The organism is Kitasatospora sp. NBC_00315 (assembly GCF_041435095.1).
Taxonomy (GTDB): Bacteria; Actinomycetota; Actinomycetes; order Streptomycetales; family Streptomycetaceae; genus Kitasatospora.
On the sequence record NZ_CP108025.1, the window covers coordinates 2227863 to 2248420 of the forward strand.

The following is a 20558-nucleotide window of genomic DNA, read 5'->3' on the forward strand; positions in this document are numbered from 1 at the left end:
CGTCGGCGTGTGAGATGACGGGGCTCCACAGGCACAGGGGCCGGACATACAGCCGAAAAATACCCCCAGGGGTATATTGGAAGAGGAGGGAATGTCCTTCTTCTGCTTGATCGCGAGGAGTTCTGCCATGTGTCGACGTACCACGTGCCGCACCTGCGGCAAGGCCACCTACGCGGGGTGCGGCATGCACGTCGACCAGGTGCTTGCCGGCGTTCGCAAGGCCGACCGCTGTACCTGCGACCGGAGCGCGGGCAAGGGCGGAGGCTTCCTGGCGAAGCTGCTGGGTCGCCGCTGAGCGGGCGAGCGGGCGCCACTTGATCGGGCCGTGTCGGGAATCCCCGGCACGGCCCGATCCATTGCCACCGGCCGGTGCTCCGCTGCAGTGCGGTGGCAGCGCGCCGCGTGGATGCGAGGTTCGGTCCAGCGGCTCCGTCCACACCCCTGCGCCCTGGAGGCCGCGCGTCGAGGTGCGAACGGGCCCGCGCGACGCCAATGGCAGGAGCGCCGGTGGCGGGACGGGTCAGCCGTGAGAGAAGGAGATCTTCGGCAGGACCCGGTCGAGCCAGGCCGGGGTGCGCCAGGCGGCCCGGCCGGTCAGCCGGAGGATGACCGGGAGCAGGACGAGGCGGACCAGGGCGGCGTCGAGGAGGACGGCGACGCCCAGGACGATGCCCATCTCCTTGGGCGGCAGCGGGCCGGAGATCGCGAAGGTGAAGAAGACCGCGACCATGACGCCGGCCGCCGCGAAGATCACCCGGCCGGAGTGGGCGAGCGCGCCCACCATCGCCTCCTTGGGGTCACCGCTGCGCTCGTAGTGCTCCTTGGCGGAGGCGAGCAGGAAGACGGTGTAGTCCATCGCGATGGCGAAGATCATCGCGAAGAAGAACACCGGCGCCCAGCCGTCCAGGAACCCCTGCGACTTGAAGCCGAGCAGCCCGGCGCCGTGGCCGTCCTGGAAGACCAGCCGGGCGACGCCGAACGCGGCACCGGTGGAGAGCAGGCTGGCGGCGGTGCCGAGCGCGGAGATCAGCGGCGCGCGCAACGCGATCAGCAGCAGCAGGAAGCCCAGGCCCATGACCACGCCGATGACCAGCGGGGTCTTCTGGGTGAGCAGGTGCTGCAGGTCGAGGTTCTCGACGGCCGCGCCGCCGACCAGGGTGTCGTGCGGGAGTTCGGCGCGCAGCGTGTGCACGGTGGAGCCGAGCTGGGGGCTGGACGGGTCGACGGTCGGGACGGCCTGGATCATCGACCGGTCGGAGCCGTCGGCGGCGCTCTGGGCGGGCATGACGCCGGCGATGCCGGGGGTGTGGGCGATCTGCGCGCCGACCGAGGCGGCCTGTCCGCTGGGGGTGATGATCTGCAGGGTGCCGGGGGCGCCGGGGCCGAAGGCCTGCTGGACGGCGGTGTAGCCGGCGCGGGCGCTGTCGTGGTCGGGGATGACGGTGATGGACGGCATCGCGGTCCGCAGGCCGATGACCGGTGCGGCGAGGGCGATCAGGGCGGCCAGCGCCAGGGCGCCGTAGCGGAAGGGGTGCTTCCACAGGCGTTCGCCCCAGGCGGCGAAGCGCGGTGAGCGGTGTTCGCCGGTCTTCACCCAGGGCAGGGCGAGGGCGTCGACGCGGTGGCCGAGCTTGCCGAGGACGGCGGGCAGCAGGGTGAGGGTGGCGGCGAGGACGAACAGGACGGCGAGCATGATGCCGCCGGCCATCGAGCGGAACGCCGGGGACGGCACGAGCATCACGGCTGACAGGCTGACCAGCACGGTCGCGCCGGAGAGCAGCACGGCCTTGCCCGCTGTGTCCATCGTCTCCGCGACCGCGTCGGCGCTGCTCAGCGAGCGCCCCATGCGGGCGCTGCGGAAGCGGACGACCAGGAAGAGCGCGTAGTCGATGCCGAGCGCGAGGGCGAACATCATGGCGAAGTTCATCGCCCAGATCGAGACCGGGAAGAGGTGGCTGATCAGCACCAGCGAGCCGGCGGAGGCGGCGAGGCCGGCCATGGTGAGCAGCAGGGGCAGTCCGGCGGCGACCAGGGAGCCGAAGGCGAGGACCAGGATGGCCAGGGTGACCGGCCAGGACATGATCTCTGACTTCATCATGGCGTCGTGGTTGGCCTTGTTGAAGTCGCTCCACAGCACGGAGGCGCCGGTGGCGTGCACGCTGACACCGGCGGTGGACAGGGCGTTCAGCGGACCCTTGAGGTCGTCGGCGGCGCGGACCATGTCGTCGGGGTTGGCCTTGGCGCCGGTGAGCAGGATGGCGGTGCGGCCATCCTGGCTGATGGTGGTGCCGGGCTGGGGCGGGACGACGGTGGAGATCCGCGGGTCGGCGGCCGCGACGGCCTCGGCCTTGCCGATGACCTGCTGGACGGCGGGGTCGGTGACCGGCCGGTCGGCGGCGACGACGATCTGCAGGGCGGAGGAGGCGTTGCCCGCGAAGTGCTGTTCCGCCAGTTGGCGGACCTTGACCGACTCGGAGCCGTTGGCCTGCCAGCCGGCGCCGGAGAGGGCGCTGGTGACCTGTGGGGCGAAGGCGCCGAGCGCGACCACGACGAGCAGCCATCCCACGAGTACGGCCTTGAAGTGCTCGGCCGACCAGGCGCCGAGGCGGCCCAGGAGGCCGGCACGGCCTGGAGGACCGGGCGGCGCCGGGGTGGGGGGCTTGGCGAGGGATGTGTCCGGGTGGTTCACGGGGGGTGCTCCGTTCCGAGGGCGGCCCGGCGGGCTCGCAATACGGGTGGGGGTATGTGGAAGTCCGGGAAAAAGGGCCCGCGTCGGGCGGGCCCGGGAAGTGGCGGTCAGCCGGCGAGGGCGTCCAGCGCGGCGCGCAGCCGGCCGGCGGCCTCGTCGGCCACGGCTTCGAGTGCCGGCTGCTCGGTGACCCGGACCATCAGTTGCGGGTCCATGACCTCGACGACGGTGCGCCCGTCGGCCGCACGTACCACGACATTGCACGGCAGCAGCAGCCCGATACGCCGGTCCACCTGGAGGGCGCGGTGGGCCAGCGCCGGGTTGCAGGCGCCGAGGATGACGTACTCCTCGATCTCCTCGCCGAGCTTGGCCCGCAGGGTGGCCTGGACGTCGATCTCGGTGAGGATGCCGAAGCCCTGCTCGGCGAGTGCGGTGCGTACCTGCTCGACTGCCTCGGCGAAGGGCAGGTCGAGGGTGAGGGGAATGCCGTAGTCCATGGCGTACTCCATTCGTGGCATGAGGTCAGGGAGTTCAGGCGGCGAGATCGCGGCCGGAGGGCGACCACTCTGCAGTCCCGCCCAGGACGGAGGCGGCGTCGAAGCCGGCACAGCCGAGCAGTTCGGCTCCGATCCGGCTCCGGTTGCCGGAAGCGCAGATCACCATGACGGTGCGGTCGCGAGGCAGATCGACAAGGCCCCTCGCGAGCATGCCCAGCGGGACCCAGCGTGCGCCGGGCACATGCCCCGCGGCGAACTCGAACGCCTCGCGCACGTCGAGCACCAGCACACCCTGCACCCGTGCGGCGGCCAACACCTCGATGTCGACTTCCCGAACCATGATCCACCTCCATAAATACCCCTAGGGGTATGCAACAGAGTACGTCAACACCCAGAGGGAGATATGCATTCCACTGAGGGTCTTTGGGGCGTGTCGCACGCCCTCACGTCCCGACTGCCGGATGTCCCGGCCTGCCCGCAAGCAGCCCGGGAGGGCATGGGACCGCGCCATACGGCGCCGCCGGTGGGCGGGCGGGACGTCAGGCCAGGGCGAGGAAGAGCTTTTCGAGTTCGGCCTCGCTCATCGGTGGCGTGTCGCCGTCGGCAGCGGCCATGCACTGGCGCATGCCACTGGCCACGATCTTGAATCCGGCCCGGTCGAGAGCGCGGGAGACGGCGGCCAACTGGGTCACGATGTCCTTGCACTCGCGCCCGGCCTCGATCATCGCAATGACGCCGGCGAGCTGACCTTGCGCGCGGCGAAGGCGGTTGAGGACCGCGCCGACCGCGTCGTCGTCGACCTGCATGTGCGCACCTCCAGAGTGTCGTTCTCCTCGAAGTTTACCCCGTGGGGTATATATCGGCGCAGAGTGGGGATCGAAGGCCCTCCCGGCAGGGCCGGTCGGCTCTGGCTTGTCGCTCGGCACCGGTCTCCACTGGAACCCAACCCGACCGCTACCGGCCGCTTCGTGGCCCGTCGACAGGAGCAGACCGTGACCGAACCTGTACAGGGCACCCCACCCGTTGACTCCGACGCGGTACTCCCCCCGGGCCGGATCCGGATCGAGCACCTTTCCGGAGACCGCTACGAGATCGTGGTGCGCGGCCACCGGCTCGTGGTGGACCAGCCGGTCGAGGCCGGCGGCCAGGACGCCGGCCCCACCCCGACCGAACTGTTCGCGGCGTCGCTCGCCTCGTGCGTGGCGTTCTACGCCGGCCGCTACCTTGCCCGACACGGCGTCGACCCGAAAGGGCTGCGGGTGGACGCCGGCTTCACGATGGCCACCGACCGCCCCGCCCGGGTCACCGAGGTGACCCTCACCGTGAAGGCGCCGGAGGGCCTGGCCCCCGCCCGGTACGACGCACTGCTCGCCGTCGCCTCGCACTGCACCGTCCACAACACGCTCCACCAGCCCCCCGCCGTCCGCATCGAGATGACCCCGTCCGACGGACCGGAATAGCCGACCGCACTTCACCGTTCACATACCCATAGGGGTATTTACGAGAGGAGAACGGCCATGGCCACGGTCGAGCTGACCGAGAAGAACTTCGACGAGATCGCCGGCGGCGAGGGCATCGTGCTCGTGGACTTCTGGGCCGCCTGGTGCGGGCCGTGCCGGATGTTCGCACCCGTCTTCGAGCGTGCCTCGCAGAAGCACCCGGACATCGTGTTCGGCAAGATCGACGCCCAGGCGCAGCAGCAGCTCGCCGCCGCCTTCCAGATCTCCTCGATCCCGACCCTGATGGCGGTGCGCGACGGCGTCGTCCTCTACGCCCAGCCGGGCGCGCTGCCGGAGGTCGCATTGGAGGACGTGATCCGCCGGGCCCGCGCCGTGGACATGGACGACGTGCGTCAGCGGATCGCGGCATCCGCCGTGTAGTCGACGAGCCCGCCGGACGAACTGCGGGCCGCGGAGAAGCGCGCTGCACCGACCAGCTTCGCGACGGGCCGGCGGCCTGCGCCCGACTGAGGCCTGTTGAGGCGTGCTGGTCACGGCGGCTCGTTGATGGCCGTGACCAGCACTGTCGCTCCGTAGCGGATCGCCGGCTTCGTGCAGACACGCCCGCCGAGTGCCCGTCGGCTCTGCCATGCACCTCTTCGACCGCCCCCTGCTCGACACCCTTGCGGAAGTCCCCGAGGGCCCGAGGACGGCCGACCTGCCGCAGCGGCTGGGCGGCTCACGCAAGTGCTGCTCCGCTAAATTGGAGCTGAGATCGGACGGCCTCTTCCACGTCTGCGAGGGCCTCCGTGACGAGCAGCCCTGGCGTCCGCCGGTGAGTACGTACTTCAGTCGCACGACGCGGCCCGAACGTCTGGAGTAGGACATGAAGCCGAATCGCTCCATTCCGGCGTCGACGGTGATCCCCGTCCTGATCTATCCCGATGTGCGCGAGGCGGTCGCCTGGCTCGATGCAGCCTTCGGGTTTGCCGAGCGGGTGCGGATCGGCGAGGACCACCGCGCACAGCTCGCTTTCGGCGATGGGGCCGTGATCGTCGGCGATGTACGACATGATCGCCGCCCGCCACGCCCCGGCGAGGTCACACACTCGGTGACGGTGCGCGTGGAAGACGTTAGCGCTCACTACGAGCGGTCCCGGGAGCATGGCGCACGCATCATCATGGAACCGACCGATTTCGACTACGGCGAACGGCAGTACACCGCCGAGGACCTTGCGGGCCACCAGTGGACGTTCTCGGAGACGCTCGCAGACGTTGCCCCGGAGGAATGGGGCGGAACGTCCGTCACGACCGATTGACCCATCCTCAGCGTCGCTGCGCGACGGCGTGGGTAGCAGCCATTGGCGTCTCAGCCACTCATTGATGGCTGCGGCCGGAAGATCCGCTTCCAGGTCTCGTCGCGCTGCCAACGCCGGCACAGGTCGTAGGCCCGGTCCCACAACCCTCACCCCTCCGGTACGGTCCCGCCACGGTGCACCAGTCCACACCCGCCTAGGTCGACCATGACCTTCGGCGGGTGCCGGAGGGTGTTGGTGACCGCGCACCGGGTGAGGGCCTCGCGCAGCGCTGCGTGCCGCTGCGGGTCGAGGCCGGGCGGTAGAGCGAGGACCAGGCGCAGGGACGTGATAGCCGGGCTGGTCATCGAGTTCGTCGTAGTGGGCGGTGACGCGCAAGGTGTCGTGCGGGAGACCCCGGCCTTCCAGGAATCGGGCGGCGCGTTCGGCTGCACAGGTTGCCGCGGGAGCCACCAATTGCTCCACGGGAGTGGGCGCCGAGGCACGACCTCCGGCGGTGAACAGGTTCCAGCCCCGTGCGGTCGCGGCCCAGCCGTGGATGCCGGCACGGACAACCTCGCCCCCCCGAGGTGGCGGTGCGGGGATCGCGCGGCGCGGGTGCCGGGCCGGCCGTACCTGAGCCCTCCGCCCTCGGCGAGCTCATCTTCCGTGGTACGACTGTGCTGCCCGATGCACCCGATGGCATGGCCGCGCGTCCCCTCCCCATTTCACCTGGCCGCCGGATTGGCTACCTGTGGAGCCCGCAAGGGATCAAAGCCACCGGCGTGGCCACGGCCCGCGTCCCCACGGCGCGGACCGTTTCCTCGTCTCCGACGCTATGCCCGCGGAGATCGACTTCTGGTTTCCCTGACGCTTTCCTGTCGCCGTAAGGTCTGGTCTTGACGCTTCCCTTGCGCCCGAGCGTTCACGGTTGGTACCGGTAGCCGATTCTGGGTTCGGTGATCAGGTACCGGGGGCGGGCCGGGTCGGGTTCCAGTTTGCGGCGCAGGGTGGCGAGGTAGACGCGTAGGTAGTTGCTGTGTTCTTCCTGTTCGGGGCCCCAGACCTCGCGCAGGATCTCCCTCCCGGGCACCAGCCGGCCCGGGCTGGCCACCAGCATGGCGAGGATCTTCCACTCGGTCGGGGTGAGGCGTACGGGCCCGTCGGGGCCGGTCACGGTGGCCGCCGCGACATCGACCTCGTGGCCGCCGATCACGGCTCGGGTCGGCGCCACCTCCCCCGGTGGGCGGCGCAGCACCGCCCGGAGACGGGCCATCAGCTCCTCCACGACGAAGGGTTTGGTCAGGTAGTCGTCGGCGCCGGCGTCGAGGGCCTTGATCTTCTCGGTGGGGCTGTCGCGCCCGGAGATGACGATGATCGGCACCGTGCTCCAGGCGCGCAGGCCGCGGATGATGTCCATGCCGTCGAGGTCGGGCAGGCCGAGGTCGAGCAGCACGGCTTCGGGGAACTCCTGGCCGGCGAGGTCCAGTGCCTCGGCGCCGGTGGCGGCGGTGAGGACGGAGTAGTGCCGGGCGTGGAGGTTGATCTTCAGGACGCGAAGCATCTGGGGCTCGTCGTCGACGACGAGGATGTGGCTCATTCGGTCACCTCACCGGGGTCTGCGCCGGGTGCGAGGTTCGGCTCGGGCGAGGGTTCGGAGTCGGGCTCGGCGGCGGGCAGGGTGAGGAGCATGGTGGTACCGCCACCAGGGGTGTCCTCGACATCGAGGGTGCCGCCCATGGCCTCGGTGAGGCCGCGGGAGAGGGCGAGGCCGAGGCCGACGCCGGTGGTGTTGTCGGTGTCGCCGAGGCGTTGGAAGGGCAGGAAGACGCGGTCCCGCTCTTCGGGGGCGATGCCGGGGCCGCGGTCGATGACGCGGACCTCCACCCGGCCGGCGTGGTGGCTCGCGGCGACCAGGACGGGGGCGCCGGGGGCGTTGTGGCGCAGGGCGTTGGTGATGACGTTGGCCAGGACGCGTTCCAGCAGCGGCGGGTCGGCGAGGACGGGTGGGGCCGTGTCGAGGTCGAGCGGCTGGACCGGTGCGTCGGGGTCGGAGAGTGAGTCCATGGCGCGGGGCAGCACCTCGTCGAGGTGGGTGGGCGTCAGGTGCAGGGTGAGTGCGCCGGCCTGGAGCCGGCTCATGTCGAGCAGGTTGTCGACCAGTCGGGTGAGTTTGACCAGGGATTCGTCGGCGAGGTCGAGGAGCTCGGTCTGGTCCTCCGGGGAGAACTCGACGTCGGGGCTGCGCAGCGAGCCGATCGAGGCGAGGGCGGCGGCGAGTGGGGTGCGCAGGTCGTGGCTGACGGCGGCGAGCAGGGCGGTGCGCATCCGGTCGGCTGCCTTGATCGGCTCGACCTCGGCGGCCGCGGTGGCGAGCCGGTCGCGCTCCAGCGCGGCGGCCACGTGGGCGGCGAACGCGGTCAGCACTCGCTGGTCGGCCGCGGGCAGCCGGCGCCCGGCCAGGATGAGCAACGCGTCTGCTCCGACGGGGGCTTCGGTGATCTCGCGGTCGGGCGCCGGGTCGCCGGCCGCGTCGCTGCGGGCGAGGACGTCGCCGCTGGTGCGCTCCAGTAGGGCGACGGAGTCCATGCCGAAGGCGGTGCGGGACTTCTCCAGCAGGGCGGGCAGGGCGTCGGCGCCGCGCAGCACGCTGCCGGCAAGGGTGGAGAGGGTCTCGGCCTCGGCGGTGGCGCGGGCGGCCCGGCTGGTGAGTTTGGAGGCGTGGTCGACGACGGTGGAGACGGTCAGGGCGACGGCGGCGAAGACGACCAGGGCGATGACGTTGTTGGTCTCGGCGATGGTGAAGGTGTGGACGGGCGGGATGAAGTAGTAGTTGAGCAGCAGCGAGGCGGCCAGGGAGGCCATCAGTGCGGAGGTGGCGCCGCCGAGCAACGCGACGGCGACGACGCCGAGTTGGAAGATCAGCGCGACGGCGGTGAGGTTCAGTGAGTGCAGCTGGGAGAGGAGTGCGGTGAGGAGTGCGGGCAGGACCAGGCCGGCGGTGTAGCCGGCGATGGTACGCCGGTTGGAGTGGCGGCGGCCCAGGGAGGGCAGGCGTCCTCGTCCGGTGAGTTCGTGGGTGACCATGTGGACGTCGATGTCCTCGGAGGCGTCCACGGTGGTCTCGCCGATGCCGGGGCCGGTGAGGAAGCGGTTGATCCGGCCGCGTCGGCTGGTGCCGAGCACGAGTTGGGTGGCGTCGTGGGCCCGGGCGAAGGCGAGCAGGGAGTCGGGGATGTCGTCGCCGACCACGACGTGGTAGCTGCCGCCCAGTGATTCGACGAGCTGCCGCTGTTCGGCGAGGTTGCCGGGGGAGGCACCGGCGAGGCCGTCGCTGCGGGTGATGTGCACGGCTAGCAGGTCTCCGCCGGCGGTGCGGTCGGCGATCCGGGCGGCGCGCCGGATCAGCGTCTCGCCCTCGGGGCCGCCGGTGAGCGCGACCACGACCCGCTCCCGGGTCTCCCAGACCCGGTCGATGTTGTGGCTGGCGCGGTAATCGCGCAGGCCCTCGTCGACCCGGCCGGCGACCCAGAGCAGGGCGAGTTCGCGAAGGGCGGTGAGGTTGCCGACCCGGAAGTAGTTGGAGAGCGCGGCGTCCACCTTCTCCGCCTTGTAGACGTTCCCGTGCGCCATCCGGCGGCGCAGGGCCTGGGGTGCCATGTCGACGAGTTCGATCTGGTCGGCCCGGCGGACCACCTCGTCGGGGACGGTCTCGCGCTGCGGGATGCCGGTGATCTTCTGGACGACGTCGTTGAGGGATTCGAGGTGCTGGATGTTGACGGTGGTGACGACGTCGATGCCGGCGGCCAGCAACTCCTCGACGTCCTGCCAGCGCTTGGCGTTGCGCCCGCCGGGGATGTTGGTGTGGGCGAGTTCGTCCACCAGTGCCACCGCGGGCTTGCGGGCGAGGATCGCGTCGGTGTGCATCTCGGTGAACTCGGTGTCCCGGTAGGTGCGGGTGAGCCGCGAAACGACGTCCAGGCCTTGGAGCATGTTCTCGGTGTGCCGGCGGCCATGGCACTCGATGTACCCGACCACCACGTCGGCCCCGCGTTCCTGTCTGCGGCGGGCCTCGTCGAGCATCCGGTACGTCTTGCCGACGCCGGGGGCCGAGCCGAGGTAGACCCTCAGCCTGCCGCGGCGGGTTCGGGCGCCGGGTGTGAGGTCGCGGGGCATGGGCGCTGCTCTTTCCTACGAGGGCGGCCTTGGGACGGTGTGTACTGGCAGCACCGGTGCGGTGCAGTGTGTTCCGCTGAGCGGAACACACATGCGGGTGGCCGGCGCGGGCACGGGGGTGTGCTCCCCCGTACCCAGGCCGGCCTGCCTACTCGGTGATCAGATGTAACATCAGTTCTGCTCGCCGATGGCCCTGTTGAGCAGGACGACGTTGACGCCCTCCTGGCCGAGGAAGCCGAGTGAGCGACCCTCGGTGTACTTGGCGACCAGTCCGTTCAGCTTGTCCGCGGGCAGGTTGCGGGCCTTGGCGACCCGGGCGACCTGCTCCTTGGCGTAGGCGGTGGAGATGTGCGGGTCGAGCCCGGAGCCGGAGGCGGTGAGCGCATCCGGCGGGACGGCGGCCGGGTCGACGCCGTCGAAGGCGGCGACGGCGGCGCGGCGCTCCTGCACGGCCTTCAGCAGGTCCTCGTTGTTGGGGCCGAGGTTGGAGGCGCCGGAGCTCTTCGGGTCGTAGGCGTAGGCGGAGGGGCGGGGCTGGAACCACTTGGGGTCCGGCTGCGCCTGCTCGTCAGGATCGTCGGGGTTCTGCTTGGGCAGGTTGTAGTTCTGGCCGAGCAGGCTGGAGCCGATCTCCTTGCCCTGCGAGCTGACGATCGAGCCGTTGGCCTTGTCGCTGAAGGCGACCTGGCTGATGCCGGTGATCAGCAGCGGGTAGGCGAGACCGAGGACGACGGTCATCACCAGCAGCATCCGCAGGGCGGTGAAGTGGGTGCGGACGGATGTGGGCAGTGGCTTGGGCATGATTGCTGTTTCCTCCGTTTCAGCTCAGGCCGGGGATGAACTGGACGATCAGGTCGATCGCCTTGATGCCGACGAATGGCACCACGAGTCCGCCGAAGCCGTAGATCCCGAGGTTGCGGCGCAGGAGGGATCCGGCGTCGGACGGGCGGTACTTGACGCCGCGCAGGGCGAGCGGGATCAGGCCGATGATGACCAGGGCGTTGAAGACGATCGCCGAGGTGATGGCGGAGGTGGGGCTGTGCAGGCCCATGACGTTCAGGTGCCGCAGGCCCGGGTACACGCCGGCGAACATCGCCGGGATGATCGCGAAGTACTTGGCTACGTCGTTGGCGATCGAGAACGTCGTCAACGCACCACGGGTGATGAGGAGTTGCTTGCCGATCTCGACGATCTCGATCAGCTTGGTGGGGTTGGAGTCCAGATCCACCATGTTGCCGGCCTCCTTGGCCGCCATGGTGCCGGTGTTCATCGCCACGCCCACGTCCGCCTGCGCCAGCGCCGGGGCGTCGTTCGTCCCGTCGCCGGTCATCGCGACCAGTTTCCCGCCCTGCTGCTCCTTCTTGATCAGGGCCATCTTGTCCTCGGGAGTGGCCTCGGCGAGGAAGTCGTCCACACCCGCCTCGTCCGCGATCGCCTTGGCGGTCAGCGGGTTGTCGCCCGTGATCATGACGGTGCGGATGCCCATCCGGCGGAGCTCGTCGAAGCGCTCCTTCATGCCTGCCTTGACGACGTCCTTGAGGTAGATGACGCCCAGGGCACGCGGTGTGCCGTTTCCTGTCCGCGAGGCCACCAGCAGCGGGGTGCCGCCGGCGGCGGAGATCCCGTCGACCAGTTCGGCGACATCGCCCCCGACGGTGCCGCCCTGCTCGGTGACCCAGTTGGTGACGGAACCGGCCGCTCCCTTGCGGACCGACTGCAGCACCCCGCCCTCGTCCAGGTCGACACCCGACATCCGGGTCTGGGCGGTGAACGGGACCCAGTTGGCGTGCTCCAACTCGCCCTGGGCGCGGGCCCGCAGACCGTAGCCGGTCTTGGCGAGGACGACGATCGAGCGGCCCTCGGGCGTCTCGTCGGCGAGTGAGGAGAGCTGTGCCGCGTCGGCCAGTTCCTCGACGGTGACGCCGGCGGCGGGCTGGAACTCGGCGGCCTGGCGGTTGCCGAGGGTGATGGTGCCGGTCTTGTCGAGCAGCAGGGTGTTGACGTCCCCGGCGGCCTCGACGGCGCGACCGGACATGGCGAGGACGTTGCGCTGCACCAGCCGGTCCATTCCGGCGATGCCGATCGCGGAGAGCAGTGCTCCGATGGTGGTGGGGATCAGCGCGACGATCAGCGCGACCAGGACGACCATGGGCTGCGGGGCGCCCGCGTAGGTCGCCATCGGCTGCAGGGTCACGACCGCGATCAGGAACACGATCGTGAGCGAGGCCAGCAGGATGTTGAGCGCGATCTCGTTCGGCGTCTTCTGCCGGGCGGCGCCCTCGACCAGGGCGATCATCCGGTCGATGAAGGACTTGCCGGGCTCAGAGGCGATCTTCACCACGATCCGGTCGGACAGCACCCTGGTGCCGCCGGTCACGGCCGAGCGGTCGCCGCCCGACTCGCGGATCACGGGGGCGGACTCGCCGGTGATCGCCGACTCGTCCACCGAGGCGACACCCTCGACGACGTCACCGTCGCCGGGGATGGTCTGCCCGGCCTCGACAACCACGTGGTCACCGAGCCGCAGGGCCGTTCCCGCCACCTCCTCCTCGGCCTGCGAGGCGGGCCAGTCGGTGAGCCGGCGGGCCATCGCCTCGGTCTTCGCCCGGCGCAGGGTCTCCGCCTGCGCCTTGCCGCGACCCTCCGCGACGGCCTCGGCCAGGTTGGCGAAGATCGTGGTCAGCCAGAGCCACACGGTGATCGCCCAGGCGAATACGCTCGGGTCGGCGACGGCGGCCACGGTGGTGACCACCGAGCCGACCTCGACCACGAACATGACCGGGTTCTTGTACATGACGCGCGGGTCGAGCTTGCGCACCGCGTCGGGCAGCGCGGCGACGAGCAGTTTCGGGTCGAGGAGACCACTGGCGACTCTGTGGGGCGCCTGGGTCTCGGTCGTGTCAGCCGGTGCTGGGGTGAGAGTGGACGACATCAGTGCAGACCTTCCGCGATCGGCCCGAGAGCCAGGGCCGGGAAGTAGGTGAGGCCGACGACGATCAGGACGACGCCCGACAGCAGGCCCACGAACAGCGGCTTGTGGGTGGGCAGGGTGCCCGGAGTAGCAGGAACCGGCTGCTGCTGGGCGAGCGAGCCGGCCAGCGCGAGCACGAACACCATCGGCAGGAACCGGCCGAACACCATCGCCAGACCCAGCGCGGTGTCGTACCACTCGGTGTTGACGGTGATGCCGGCGAACGCCGACCCGTTGTTGTTGGCGGCCGACGTGAAGGCGTACAGCACCTCGGAGAAGCCGTGCGGACCGGAGTTGAGCATCCCCGCGCGCTCGCCGGGCAGCGCCATCGCGATGCCCGCGCCGATCAGCACGATGCTCGGAGTGGTGAGGATGTACAGCGAGGCGAACTTCATCTCCCGCCCGCCGAGCTTCTTGCCCAGGTACTCCGGGGTGCGCCCGACCATCAGCCCGGCCACGAAAACCGCGACGATCGCCAGGATCAGCATCCCGTACAGGCCCGAGCCGGTGCCGCCGGGCGCGATCTCGCCGAGCATCATGTTGAAGATCGTCAAGCCACCGCCGAACGGCGTGAACGAGTCGTGGAAGGAGTTCACCGCGCCCGTGGACGTCAACGTCGTCGACGCCGCGAAGAGGCCGGAGGCCGCGATGCCGAGCCGCTGCTCCTTGCCTTCCATCGCCGCACCGGCCGCATTCAGGGCCGTCCCGCTGTGCTGCGCCTCGGCGAAGGTGATCAGCGCCGCGGAGGCGACCCAGAACAGGCCCATCACGGCGACGATCGCGTAGCCCTGGCGGTTGTCGCCGACCATCCGGCCGAAGGCCCGGGGCAGCGCGAAAGGGATCACCAGCAGCAGGAAGATCTCCAGCGCGTTGGTGAAGCCGTTCGGGTTCTCGAAGGGGTGGGCGGAGTTGGCGTTGTAGAAGCCGCCGCCGTTGGTGCCGAGCTCCTTGATGACCTCCTGCGAGGCCACCGGCCCGCCCGGGATCGACTGGGTGCCGCCGCCGAGGGTGGCGACGTCGTGGAAGCCGTGGAAGTTCTGCACCACACCGTTCGCGACCAGGACGAGCGCGAAGACGATCGCCAACGGCAGCAGCAGGCGCAGCACGATCCGGGTCAGGTCGACCCAGAAGTTGCCGACCCGGTCCGTCCTGTTCCGCGTGAACCCGCGGATCAGCGCGGCGACGACTGCGATGCCGACGGCGGCGGAGACGAAGTTCTGCACCGCCAGGCCGGCCATCTGCACCAGGTGGCCCATCGCGGACTCGCCGCTGTAGGACTGCCAGTTGGTGTTGGTGACGAAGGAGATCGCGGTGTTCCAGGCCTGGTGGCTCGCCATCTGCGGGACGCCCAGGTTCAGCAGCAGGTAGGTCTGGAGGCGGATCAGGCCGTAGAGGAAGAGGATCGAGACGGCCGAGAAGGCCAGTACCGACCGCAGGTAGACCGGCCAGCGCTGGTCGGCGTCCCCGTCGACGCCGATGACCTTGTAGAGGCCGCGTTCGACCTTGAGGTGCTTGGCGGTGGTGAGGAGTCTGGCGATGTAGTCGCCGAGAGGGCGGTAGCACAGGGCCAGCGCGCCCACCAGGGCGAGGGCCTGCAGCCAGCCCGCGAGAGTGGATCCCATGATCAGAACTTCTCCGGGTAGATCAGCGCCACGACGAGGTAGCCGACGAGAGCGACGGCGACGATGAGACCTGCGATGTTCTCGACGCTCACAGCTTCTCCACCCCTCGCGCGATCAGGGCGATGACGGCGAACACGGCGACCGTGACACCGACGAAGACGATGTCGGACATGGGCTCCACCAAAGTGGTTCAGGGGCCTGGCCGTACGGGGCCCGGAGCTCCGCACGGCGCCGGGGGAGGTCCGGCGTGGCCAGCAAAGCAGCCGGTCACGACGTTATGAGCCTTCCTGACGGGCTCCATACGGGTGACCCCGCGACATTGACGCGTCCTTGATATCGGCGTCACACAGCTGAGACCAGAGGTCGTCCGGAACGGGTCGGGCCCCGGGCGGCGGAGCTGCCCGGGGCCCGACCCGTGGAACGTCAGACGTTCTCCGGCTCCGGGACGGCCTTCGCCCGGGCCGGCTCGCCACGGCGCATCGCGCCGGGGGCCCGGCGGGCCGGGCGGTCGGCCCTGGGAGCCGAGGACAGCTGCCACGGCACGCTGATCACCATCACTCCGGGGGTGAACAGCAGCCTGCTCTTGAGCCAGAGCGCCGACTGGTTGTGCAGTAGGTTCTCCCACCAGTGGCCGACCACGTACTCCGGGATGAACACGGCCACGGCGTCGCGCGGGTTGCCCTGCCGGACGCCGCGAACATACCCGACGACCGGCTTGGTGATCTCACGGAACGGCGAGTCCAGCACCTTCAGCGGCACGCGGATTCCGAACTCGTCCCACTGAGCCCTCAGCTCATCGGTGGAGTCCTTCTCGACCGCGACGCTGACGGCCTCCAGGGTGTCGGGCCGGAACGCCTCGGCGTAGCCGATCGCCCGCAGGGTGGGCTTGTGCAGCTTGGAGACCAGCACGATGCCGTGAACCCTGGACGGCCGCGCCGACTCGGCGTGCGGGTCGTCGACGGCCAGCTCCTCGGCCACCGCGTCGTAGTGGCGGCGGATGCCGCGCATCATCAGCCAGAGCAGCACGGCCGCGACGACGGCGAGCCAGGCGCCCTGGGTGAACTTGGTGAGCAGGACGATCACCAGCACCAGTGCGGTGGTGACCGCGCCGAAGCCGTTGATGATCCGGGCGCGGTGGGCCGATCCGCGTACCGCACTGTCGGTCTCGGTGGACAGCACTCGGTTCCAGTGCCGGACCATGCCGATCTGGGACAGCGTGAAGGAGGTGAAGACGCCCAGGATGTACAGGTGGATCAGGCTGGTGACGTCCGCCTGGTACAACCAGAGCAGGCCGCCGGCCACCACGGCGAGCGCGATGATGCCGTTGGAGAAGGCCAGCCGGTCGCCGCGGGTGTGCAGTTGGCGGGGCAGGTAGCGGTGCTCGGCGAGGATCGAGGACAGCAGCGGGAACCCGTTGAACGCGGTGTTCGCGGCCAGGATCAGCACCAGCGCGGTGGCGGCCTGGATCACGTAGAAGAGGATGCTGTCGCTGCCGCCGAAGACCGATGCCGCCAGCTGCGCGATCACGGTCTGCTGGGTGTAGCCCGCGCAGTCCCCGGCGAGGCCGGTGAGCTGGCAGGCGTCGTCGACGTAGTGCACCTTCGCGATCAGCGCGAGCGCGGTGACCCCGACGAACATCACGACCGCGGTGATGCCCATGACGGCCATCGTGCTGGCGGCGTTGCGCGACTTGGGCGCCCGGAACGCGGGCACGCCGTTGGATATCGCCTCCACGCCGGTCAGCGCCGTACAGCCGGAGGCGAAGGCCCGCAGGCCGAGCAGCAGCAGGCCGAGGCCGGCCAGGGCGTCCTTGCCGTGCTCCGGTTCGACCCCGAACGCCGCGCTCTCGGCGACCGGCGCGTCCCCGAAGGCCACCCGGACCAGGCCGGTGGCGATCATCAGCAGCATGGCGCCGATGAACAGGTACGTCGGCGCGGCGAACGCGTTGCCCGACTCCCGGACACCCCGCAGGTTCATCGCGGCCAGGATGGCCACGAACCCCACCGCGAGCAGGACCCGGTAGTCGGCCAGGCCGTTGAAGGCCGAGATGATGTTGTCGACGCCGGAGGCCACCGACACCGCGACCGTCATCACGTAGTCGACCAGCAGCGAGGCCGCCACCACCAGACCGGAGTTCGGCCCGAGGTTCTTCGAGACCACCTCGTAGGAGCCGCCGCCGCTCGGGTACGCGTGCACCACCTGGCGGTAGGACATCACCACGACGGCCATCAGCGCGACGACGCCCGCCGCGACCCACGGGGTCAGGTAGAGGAAGGCGGTGCCGCCGACGGTGAGCACCAGCAGGATCTCCTGGGTGGCGTAGGCCACCGAGGAGAGCGGGTCGGACGCGAAGATCGGCAGCGCCAGTCGCTTTGGGAGCAGGGTCTCGCCCAGTTCCTCGCTGCGCATGGCTCTACCGATCACGAGGCGCTTCAGCGCCTGGGGCAGATTGAACACATGGGCGAGCGTAGGCGGATCCGGCGTTAAGACAATGGGTCCGAAATCGGCACACCGAGCCTCCGATGACCTCGCCGACCTGACTGTTTCCGCAGGTCAGAGAGGCCAGCCAGCTTCGACGCGCGAGCCGCCCCGGAGCGTTAATGGGTGCCGTTAAGGGATCGTCAAGATATGCCGATTAAATCGGACATGCCGCCGAAATCGGATAATCCGCCAGGTCTGCCTGCCTACATCCGCATCCGCAGTCGGCACACCACCGCGTCCGTGTGCCGACGCAGTGCGCGGTCGATGACGGCGCCGCGCTGATTCTGCAGGGCGCGCTGCCAGAGCCGGGCCGGCTCGACCTCGGGGATCAGGACGGTGATCCGGTCGTAGGCGTGTTCGGCGGCGAGTTCGTTGACGAAGGCGGCCAGCGGCGGGCCGAGTCGCCGGTGCCCGTCGGGCACCTCGACCAGCGGCACGCCGGGCCGCCACAGTTCCCAGTCGCGACGCAGGGTCTCGGCGGCCTGCCGGTCCTCGCCGTCGGGCGCGGTGTGGACGACGGTGACCGCGAGGACTTCGTCGCCCAGCGAGACGGCGGCGCTCAGGGCGTCCCGGGTGAGCCGGGTGATCACGGTGACCGGGACGACCACCAGCGAGCGCTGGCGGGTGACCGGTCCGGGCACCCGGCCGAGTTCCAGCCGGTCGCCGATCCTGGCGTAGGCGCGGTGGATGGCCTCGAACAGCAGGACGAGCAGCGGCAGCGCGAGGCAGACGCCCCAGGCGCCCTCGGTGAACTTGGTGCCAGTGACGATCAGGGCGGCGACGCCGGTGAGCAGTGCGCCGAAGCCGTTGAGCAGTGCCTTGCCCTGCCAGCCGCGGCCACGCTCCTGGTTCCAGTGCCTGACCATGCCGATCTGGCAGATGGTGAAGCCCACGAAGACACCGATCGCGAAGAGCGGCACCAGGCTGTTCACGTCGCCGCCGGAGCCGATCAGCAGCGCGGCGGAGGCCACCGCGAGGAACAGCACGCCGTGCCGGTGCACCTGGTGGTCGGCGCGCAGCGCGAAGACGTGCGGCAGGTGGTTGCCGCGGGCCAGCAGGCGCAGCAGGACCGGCAGGCCGCCGAAGGAGGTGTTGGCCGCCAAGGCGAGCAGGATCACGGTGGCGAACTGGACCAGGTAGAAGCCGAAGCCGTGGCCGAGCGAGGCGTCCGCCAGTTGTGCGAGGACGGTGACCCCCTCGACCGGCTGGAGGTGGAAGCGGCCGATCAGGACGGCCAGGCCGATCAGCATCACGCCGAGCAGGCCGCCGAGGGCGACCTCGGTGTGCTGGGCGCGTTTCACCCGGGGTGTCCGGAAGGACGGGACGGCGTTGGCGACGGCCTCCACGCCGGTGAGCGCCGAGCAGCCGGCGGCGAACGCCTTGAGCAGCAGCAGCGCGCCGACGGCGGCGGCGTTGCCGGCGAGTGCCGAGCCGTGGCCGGCGGCGGCCTCGGTGCTCACCGGCGCGTCCCGGAACAGGCCGATGACGATGATCGCCAGGATCGAGAGGACGAAGACGGCCGTCGGGGCCATGAACCAGCGCGCGGACTCCGCGATCCCCCGCAGGTTGACGGCGGTGACCACGGCGAGAACCGCCAGGCAGAGCCAGACCCGCTGCTCGTACAGCCCGGACAAGCCGAGGTCAGGGCGGCGACCCCGGCCGTGACGGACACTGCCACGTTGAGGATGTAGTCGATCACGAGGGAGGCGGCGGCCGTCAGTGCGGTCCGTCTGCCGAGGTGGGCCTTGGCGACGGCGTAGGAGCCGCCGCCGTCGGGGAAGGCCGCGATGACCTGCCGGTAGGAGGCGACCAGCACGGCCAGCAGGACGGCGATCGAGACGGTGACCGGGAGGGTGAACCCCAGTCCGTACGAGCCGGCCGCCGCCAGTACCAGGACGATCGACTCGGGTCCGTACGCCACCGAGGCCATCGCGTCCAGTGAGAGGGCCGCCAGGCCGCCGAGTGCGGTCAGCCGGTCGCGCTGCCGCTCCGGCGGTATGCCGGTATCGGGGGGATCCGCCTCGCCGGCGGGGTGGGTGGACGGCTGCGCGTCGGTGGCACCGAACATCGAATGACCTCCGTGGATCGAATGTGCTGCCTGGATGCTGTCCCCTGTTCGGGGTGGCTTCCGACAGCCCATACGGAACCCTGACGTCCGCGCCCGGAGCCCTGACGCGGCCTTGATGTCCGCAGGAATGCCGCTGCCCCGGGGCGCCGTCGGCCTTACGGCCGTAAACGGACAGCACCTCGGGGCAGCGGTTGTGGACACCCGGCGCCGGTGGCACGCGGCGCCGGGTGGATCAGGGGCCTAGGGCGCGTATCGAGTCGTGATCAATCTGCGAGTTTCGCCCTCGTGGCGGTCATGGGCCGGTAGGTCTTGCTGCATGACGCGAGTGCAACTGTCGGATGCTGAGTGGGGGTTCATCGGGCCGTACCTGCCGATCGGTGAGTACGGCCCGTACCCCGAGCGGCTGCGGCAGCAGTTTGAGGGCGTGATCTGGCGGTTTCGGACGGGCGGGCAGTGGCGGGAGATGCCGCAGGAGTTCGGCGCCTGGTCGACCGTGCACAATCGCTTCCGGCAGTGGCGGGACGGAGGCGTCTTCGAGGCCCTGCTGGAGGGCCTGATCGCGGAAGCCGCGAAGCGCGGTGAGGTGGACCTGTCCTTGGTCAGCGTCGACTCCACCACCGCGCGCGCTCACCACGATGCCGCCGGGATGCACCTGGACCAGGATGTCCTCACCGCGCTGGAGAAGGCCGCCGCCGAGGAGGAGAAGGCCAGGTCAAAGGGGGCAGCCTCGGAGAACAAAACGGGCAGGACGCCGAAACCGATCCCGAGCGCGAAGAACGACGACGCGTCCGGCGTCGGCACAAGCTCCGGTTGAAGGCCGCCCTCCTGGGACGCTCCAGGGGCGGGCAAACCAGCAAGGTCCACCTCGCCGCCGACCGCAAGTGCCGCCCGCTGGCGTTCGTCCTGACCGCAGGCCAGGCCGCGGACAGTCCGCAGTTCATCCCCGTGCTCAAGAAAATACGCGTCCGCGGGCCCGTCGGCCGCCCCCGAACCCGGCCGGACGCCGTCGCCGGGGATAAGGCCAACTCGTCCCGAGGCAACCGCGCCCACCTGCGCAGACGCGGCATCAAGGCAGTGATCCCGGAGAAGAGGGACCAGGCCGCCAACCGGAAGAAGAGGGGTTCAAGAGGTGGCCGGCCCGTCAGCCATGACGCCGACCTCTACAAGGAACGGAACACCGTCGAGCGCCTGATCAACAAGCTCAAGGCCTGGCGAGGTATCGCCACCCGATACGACAAGACCCCGGAAAGCTACCTCGCCGGGCTCCACCTACGCGCCTCGATGATCTGGATCAAAGACCTCACCCGCACCGCCCAGTGAG

16 protein-coding genes and 2 pseudogenes are annotated in these 20558 nt (G+C 70.2%); 5 read left to right on the forward strand and 13 right to left on the reverse strand.

The genetic code is table 11. The features are described 5' to 3' along the window. Positions 1 to 127: 127 nt before the first annotated feature. Positions 128 to 295 carry a hypothetical protein gene (locus OG823_RS08870; RefSeq protein WP_371478914.1) on the forward strand — a complete coding sequence of 56 codons (168 nt, stop codon included), beginning with the start codon at positions 128 to 130 and terminating at the stop codon, positions 293 to 295. A gap of 225 nt (positions 296 to 520) precedes the next feature. Here OG823_RS08870 and OG823_RS08875 read toward each other — a convergent pair whose 3' ends face one another. The 4 genes from OG823_RS08875 to OG823_RS08890 all read right to left on the reverse strand — a co-directional run bounded on the left by OG823_RS08875 (position 521) and on the right by OG823_RS08890 (position 3992). Next, positions 521 to 2689 (reverse strand): MMPL family transporter, encoded by a 2169-nt coding sequence (locus tag OG823_RS08875; RefSeq protein WP_371478915.1) that lies wholly within the window; start codon positions 2687 to 2689, stop codon positions 521 to 523. Positions 2690 to 2796: 107 nt separating this feature from the next. Continuing rightward, positions 2797 to 3186 (reverse strand): DUF302 domain-containing protein, encoded by a 390-nt coding sequence (locus OG823_RS08880; RefSeq protein WP_371484363.1) that lies wholly within the window; start codon positions 3184 to 3186, stop codon positions 2797 to 2799. A gap of 34 nt (positions 3187 to 3220) precedes the next feature. Next, positions 3221 to 3526 (reverse strand): rhodanese-like domain-containing protein, encoded by a 306-nt coding sequence (locus OG823_RS08885; protein ID WP_371478916.1) that lies wholly within the window; start codon positions 3524 to 3526, stop codon positions 3221 to 3223. Positions 3527 to 3725: 199 nt separating this feature from the next. After that, positions 3726 to 3992: a metal-sensitive transcriptional regulator gene (locus OG823_RS08890; RefSeq protein ID WP_371478917.1), complete on the reverse strand. Its 267-nt coding sequence runs from the start codon at positions 3990 to 3992 to the stop codon at positions 3726 to 3728. Positions 3993 to 4178: 186 nt separating this feature from the next. Between OG823_RS08890 and OG823_RS08895 the strand changes: the two genes are divergently transcribed. From OG823_RS08895 to OG823_RS08905, 3 genes are all read left to right on the forward strand, one after another. Further along, the gene (locus OG823_RS08895) at positions 4179 to 4646 is read left to right on the forward strand and encodes an OsmC family protein (RefSeq protein ID WP_371478918.1); all 468 of its coding nucleotides are present in this window, start codon (positions 4179 to 4181) and stop codon (positions 4644 to 4646) included. A gap of 57 nt (positions 4647 to 4703) precedes the next feature. Continuing rightward, positions 4704 to 5066 (forward strand): thioredoxin, encoded by a 363-nt coding sequence (trxA, locus tag OG823_RS08900; protein ID WP_371478919.1) that lies wholly within the window; start codon positions 4704 to 4706, stop codon positions 5064 to 5066. Positions 5067 to 5511: 445 nt separating this feature from the next. Continuing rightward, positions 5512 to 5943, forward strand: coding sequence for a VOC family protein (locus OG823_RS08905; RefSeq protein WP_371478920.1), 432 nt, complete (start codon positions 5512 to 5514; stop codon positions 5941 to 5943). 146 nt (positions 5944 to 6089) lie between these two features. Here OG823_RS08905 and OG823_RS08910 read toward each other — a convergent pair whose 3' ends face one another. From OG823_RS08910 to OG823_RS08950, 9 genes and pseudogenes are all read right to left on the reverse strand, one after another. Further along, the gene (locus tag OG823_RS08910) at positions 6090 to 6287 is read right to left on the reverse strand and encodes a hypothetical protein (protein WP_371478921.1); all 198 of its coding nucleotides are present in this window, start codon (positions 6285 to 6287) and stop codon (positions 6090 to 6092) included. A gap of 557 nt (positions 6288 to 6844) precedes the next feature. Then, positions 6845 to 7519, reverse strand: coding sequence for a response regulator (locus tag OG823_RS08915; RefSeq protein WP_371478922.1), 675 nt, complete (start codon positions 7517 to 7519; stop codon positions 6845 to 6847). Beyond that, positions 7516 to 10095, reverse strand: coding sequence for an ATP-binding protein (locus OG823_RS08920; protein ID WP_371478923.1), 2580 nt, complete (start codon positions 10093 to 10095; stop codon positions 7516 to 7518). Before OG823_RS08920 ends, OG823_RS08915 begins: the two co-directional genes overlap by 4 nt. A 171-nt stretch (positions 10096 to 10266) precedes the next feature. Then, the gene (gene kdpC / locus OG823_RS08925) at positions 10267 to 10896 is read right to left on the reverse strand and encodes a K(+)-transporting ATPase subunit C (protein WP_371478924.1); all 630 of its coding nucleotides are present in this window, start codon (positions 10894 to 10896) and stop codon (positions 10267 to 10269) included. Positions 10897 to 10915: 19 nt separating this feature from the next. Further along, positions 10916 to 13027 (reverse strand): potassium-transporting ATPase subunit KdpB, encoded by a 2112-nt coding sequence (gene kdpB / locus OG823_RS08930; protein ID WP_371478925.1) that lies wholly within the window; start codon positions 13025 to 13027, stop codon positions 10916 to 10918. After that, a complete protein-coding gene (kdpA, locus tag OG823_RS08935; protein ID WP_371478926.1) occupies positions 13027 to 14688 on the reverse strand; it encodes a potassium-transporting ATPase subunit KdpA in 1662 nt (553 codons plus the stop codon). The genes kdpB and kdpA overlap by 1 nt, the downstream gene beginning before the upstream one ends. 2 nt (positions 14689 to 14690) lie before the next feature. Continuing rightward, positions 14691 to 14780, reverse strand: a complete 90-nt coding sequence (gene kdpF, locus OG823_RS08940; RefSeq protein WP_033822604.1) for a K(+)-transporting ATPase subunit F — start codon at positions 14778 to 14780, stop codon at positions 14691 to 14693. 331 nt (positions 14781 to 15111) lie between these two features. Beyond that, positions 15112 to 17145 (reverse strand): APC family permease, encoded by a 2034-nt coding sequence (locus tag OG823_RS08945; RefSeq protein ID WP_371478927.1) that lies wholly within the window; start codon positions 17143 to 17145, stop codon positions 15112 to 15114. A gap of 227 nt (positions 17146 to 17372) precedes the next feature. Next, positions 17373 to 19237, reverse strand: a pseudogene (locus OG823_RS08950) (APC family permease). 316 nt (positions 19238 to 19553) lie between these two features. Here OG823_RS08950 and OG823_RS08955 point away from each other — a divergent pair. Then, a pseudogene (locus tag OG823_RS08955) lies at positions 19554 to 20557 on the forward strand (IS5 family transposase). Position 20558: the final 1 nt, after the last annotated feature.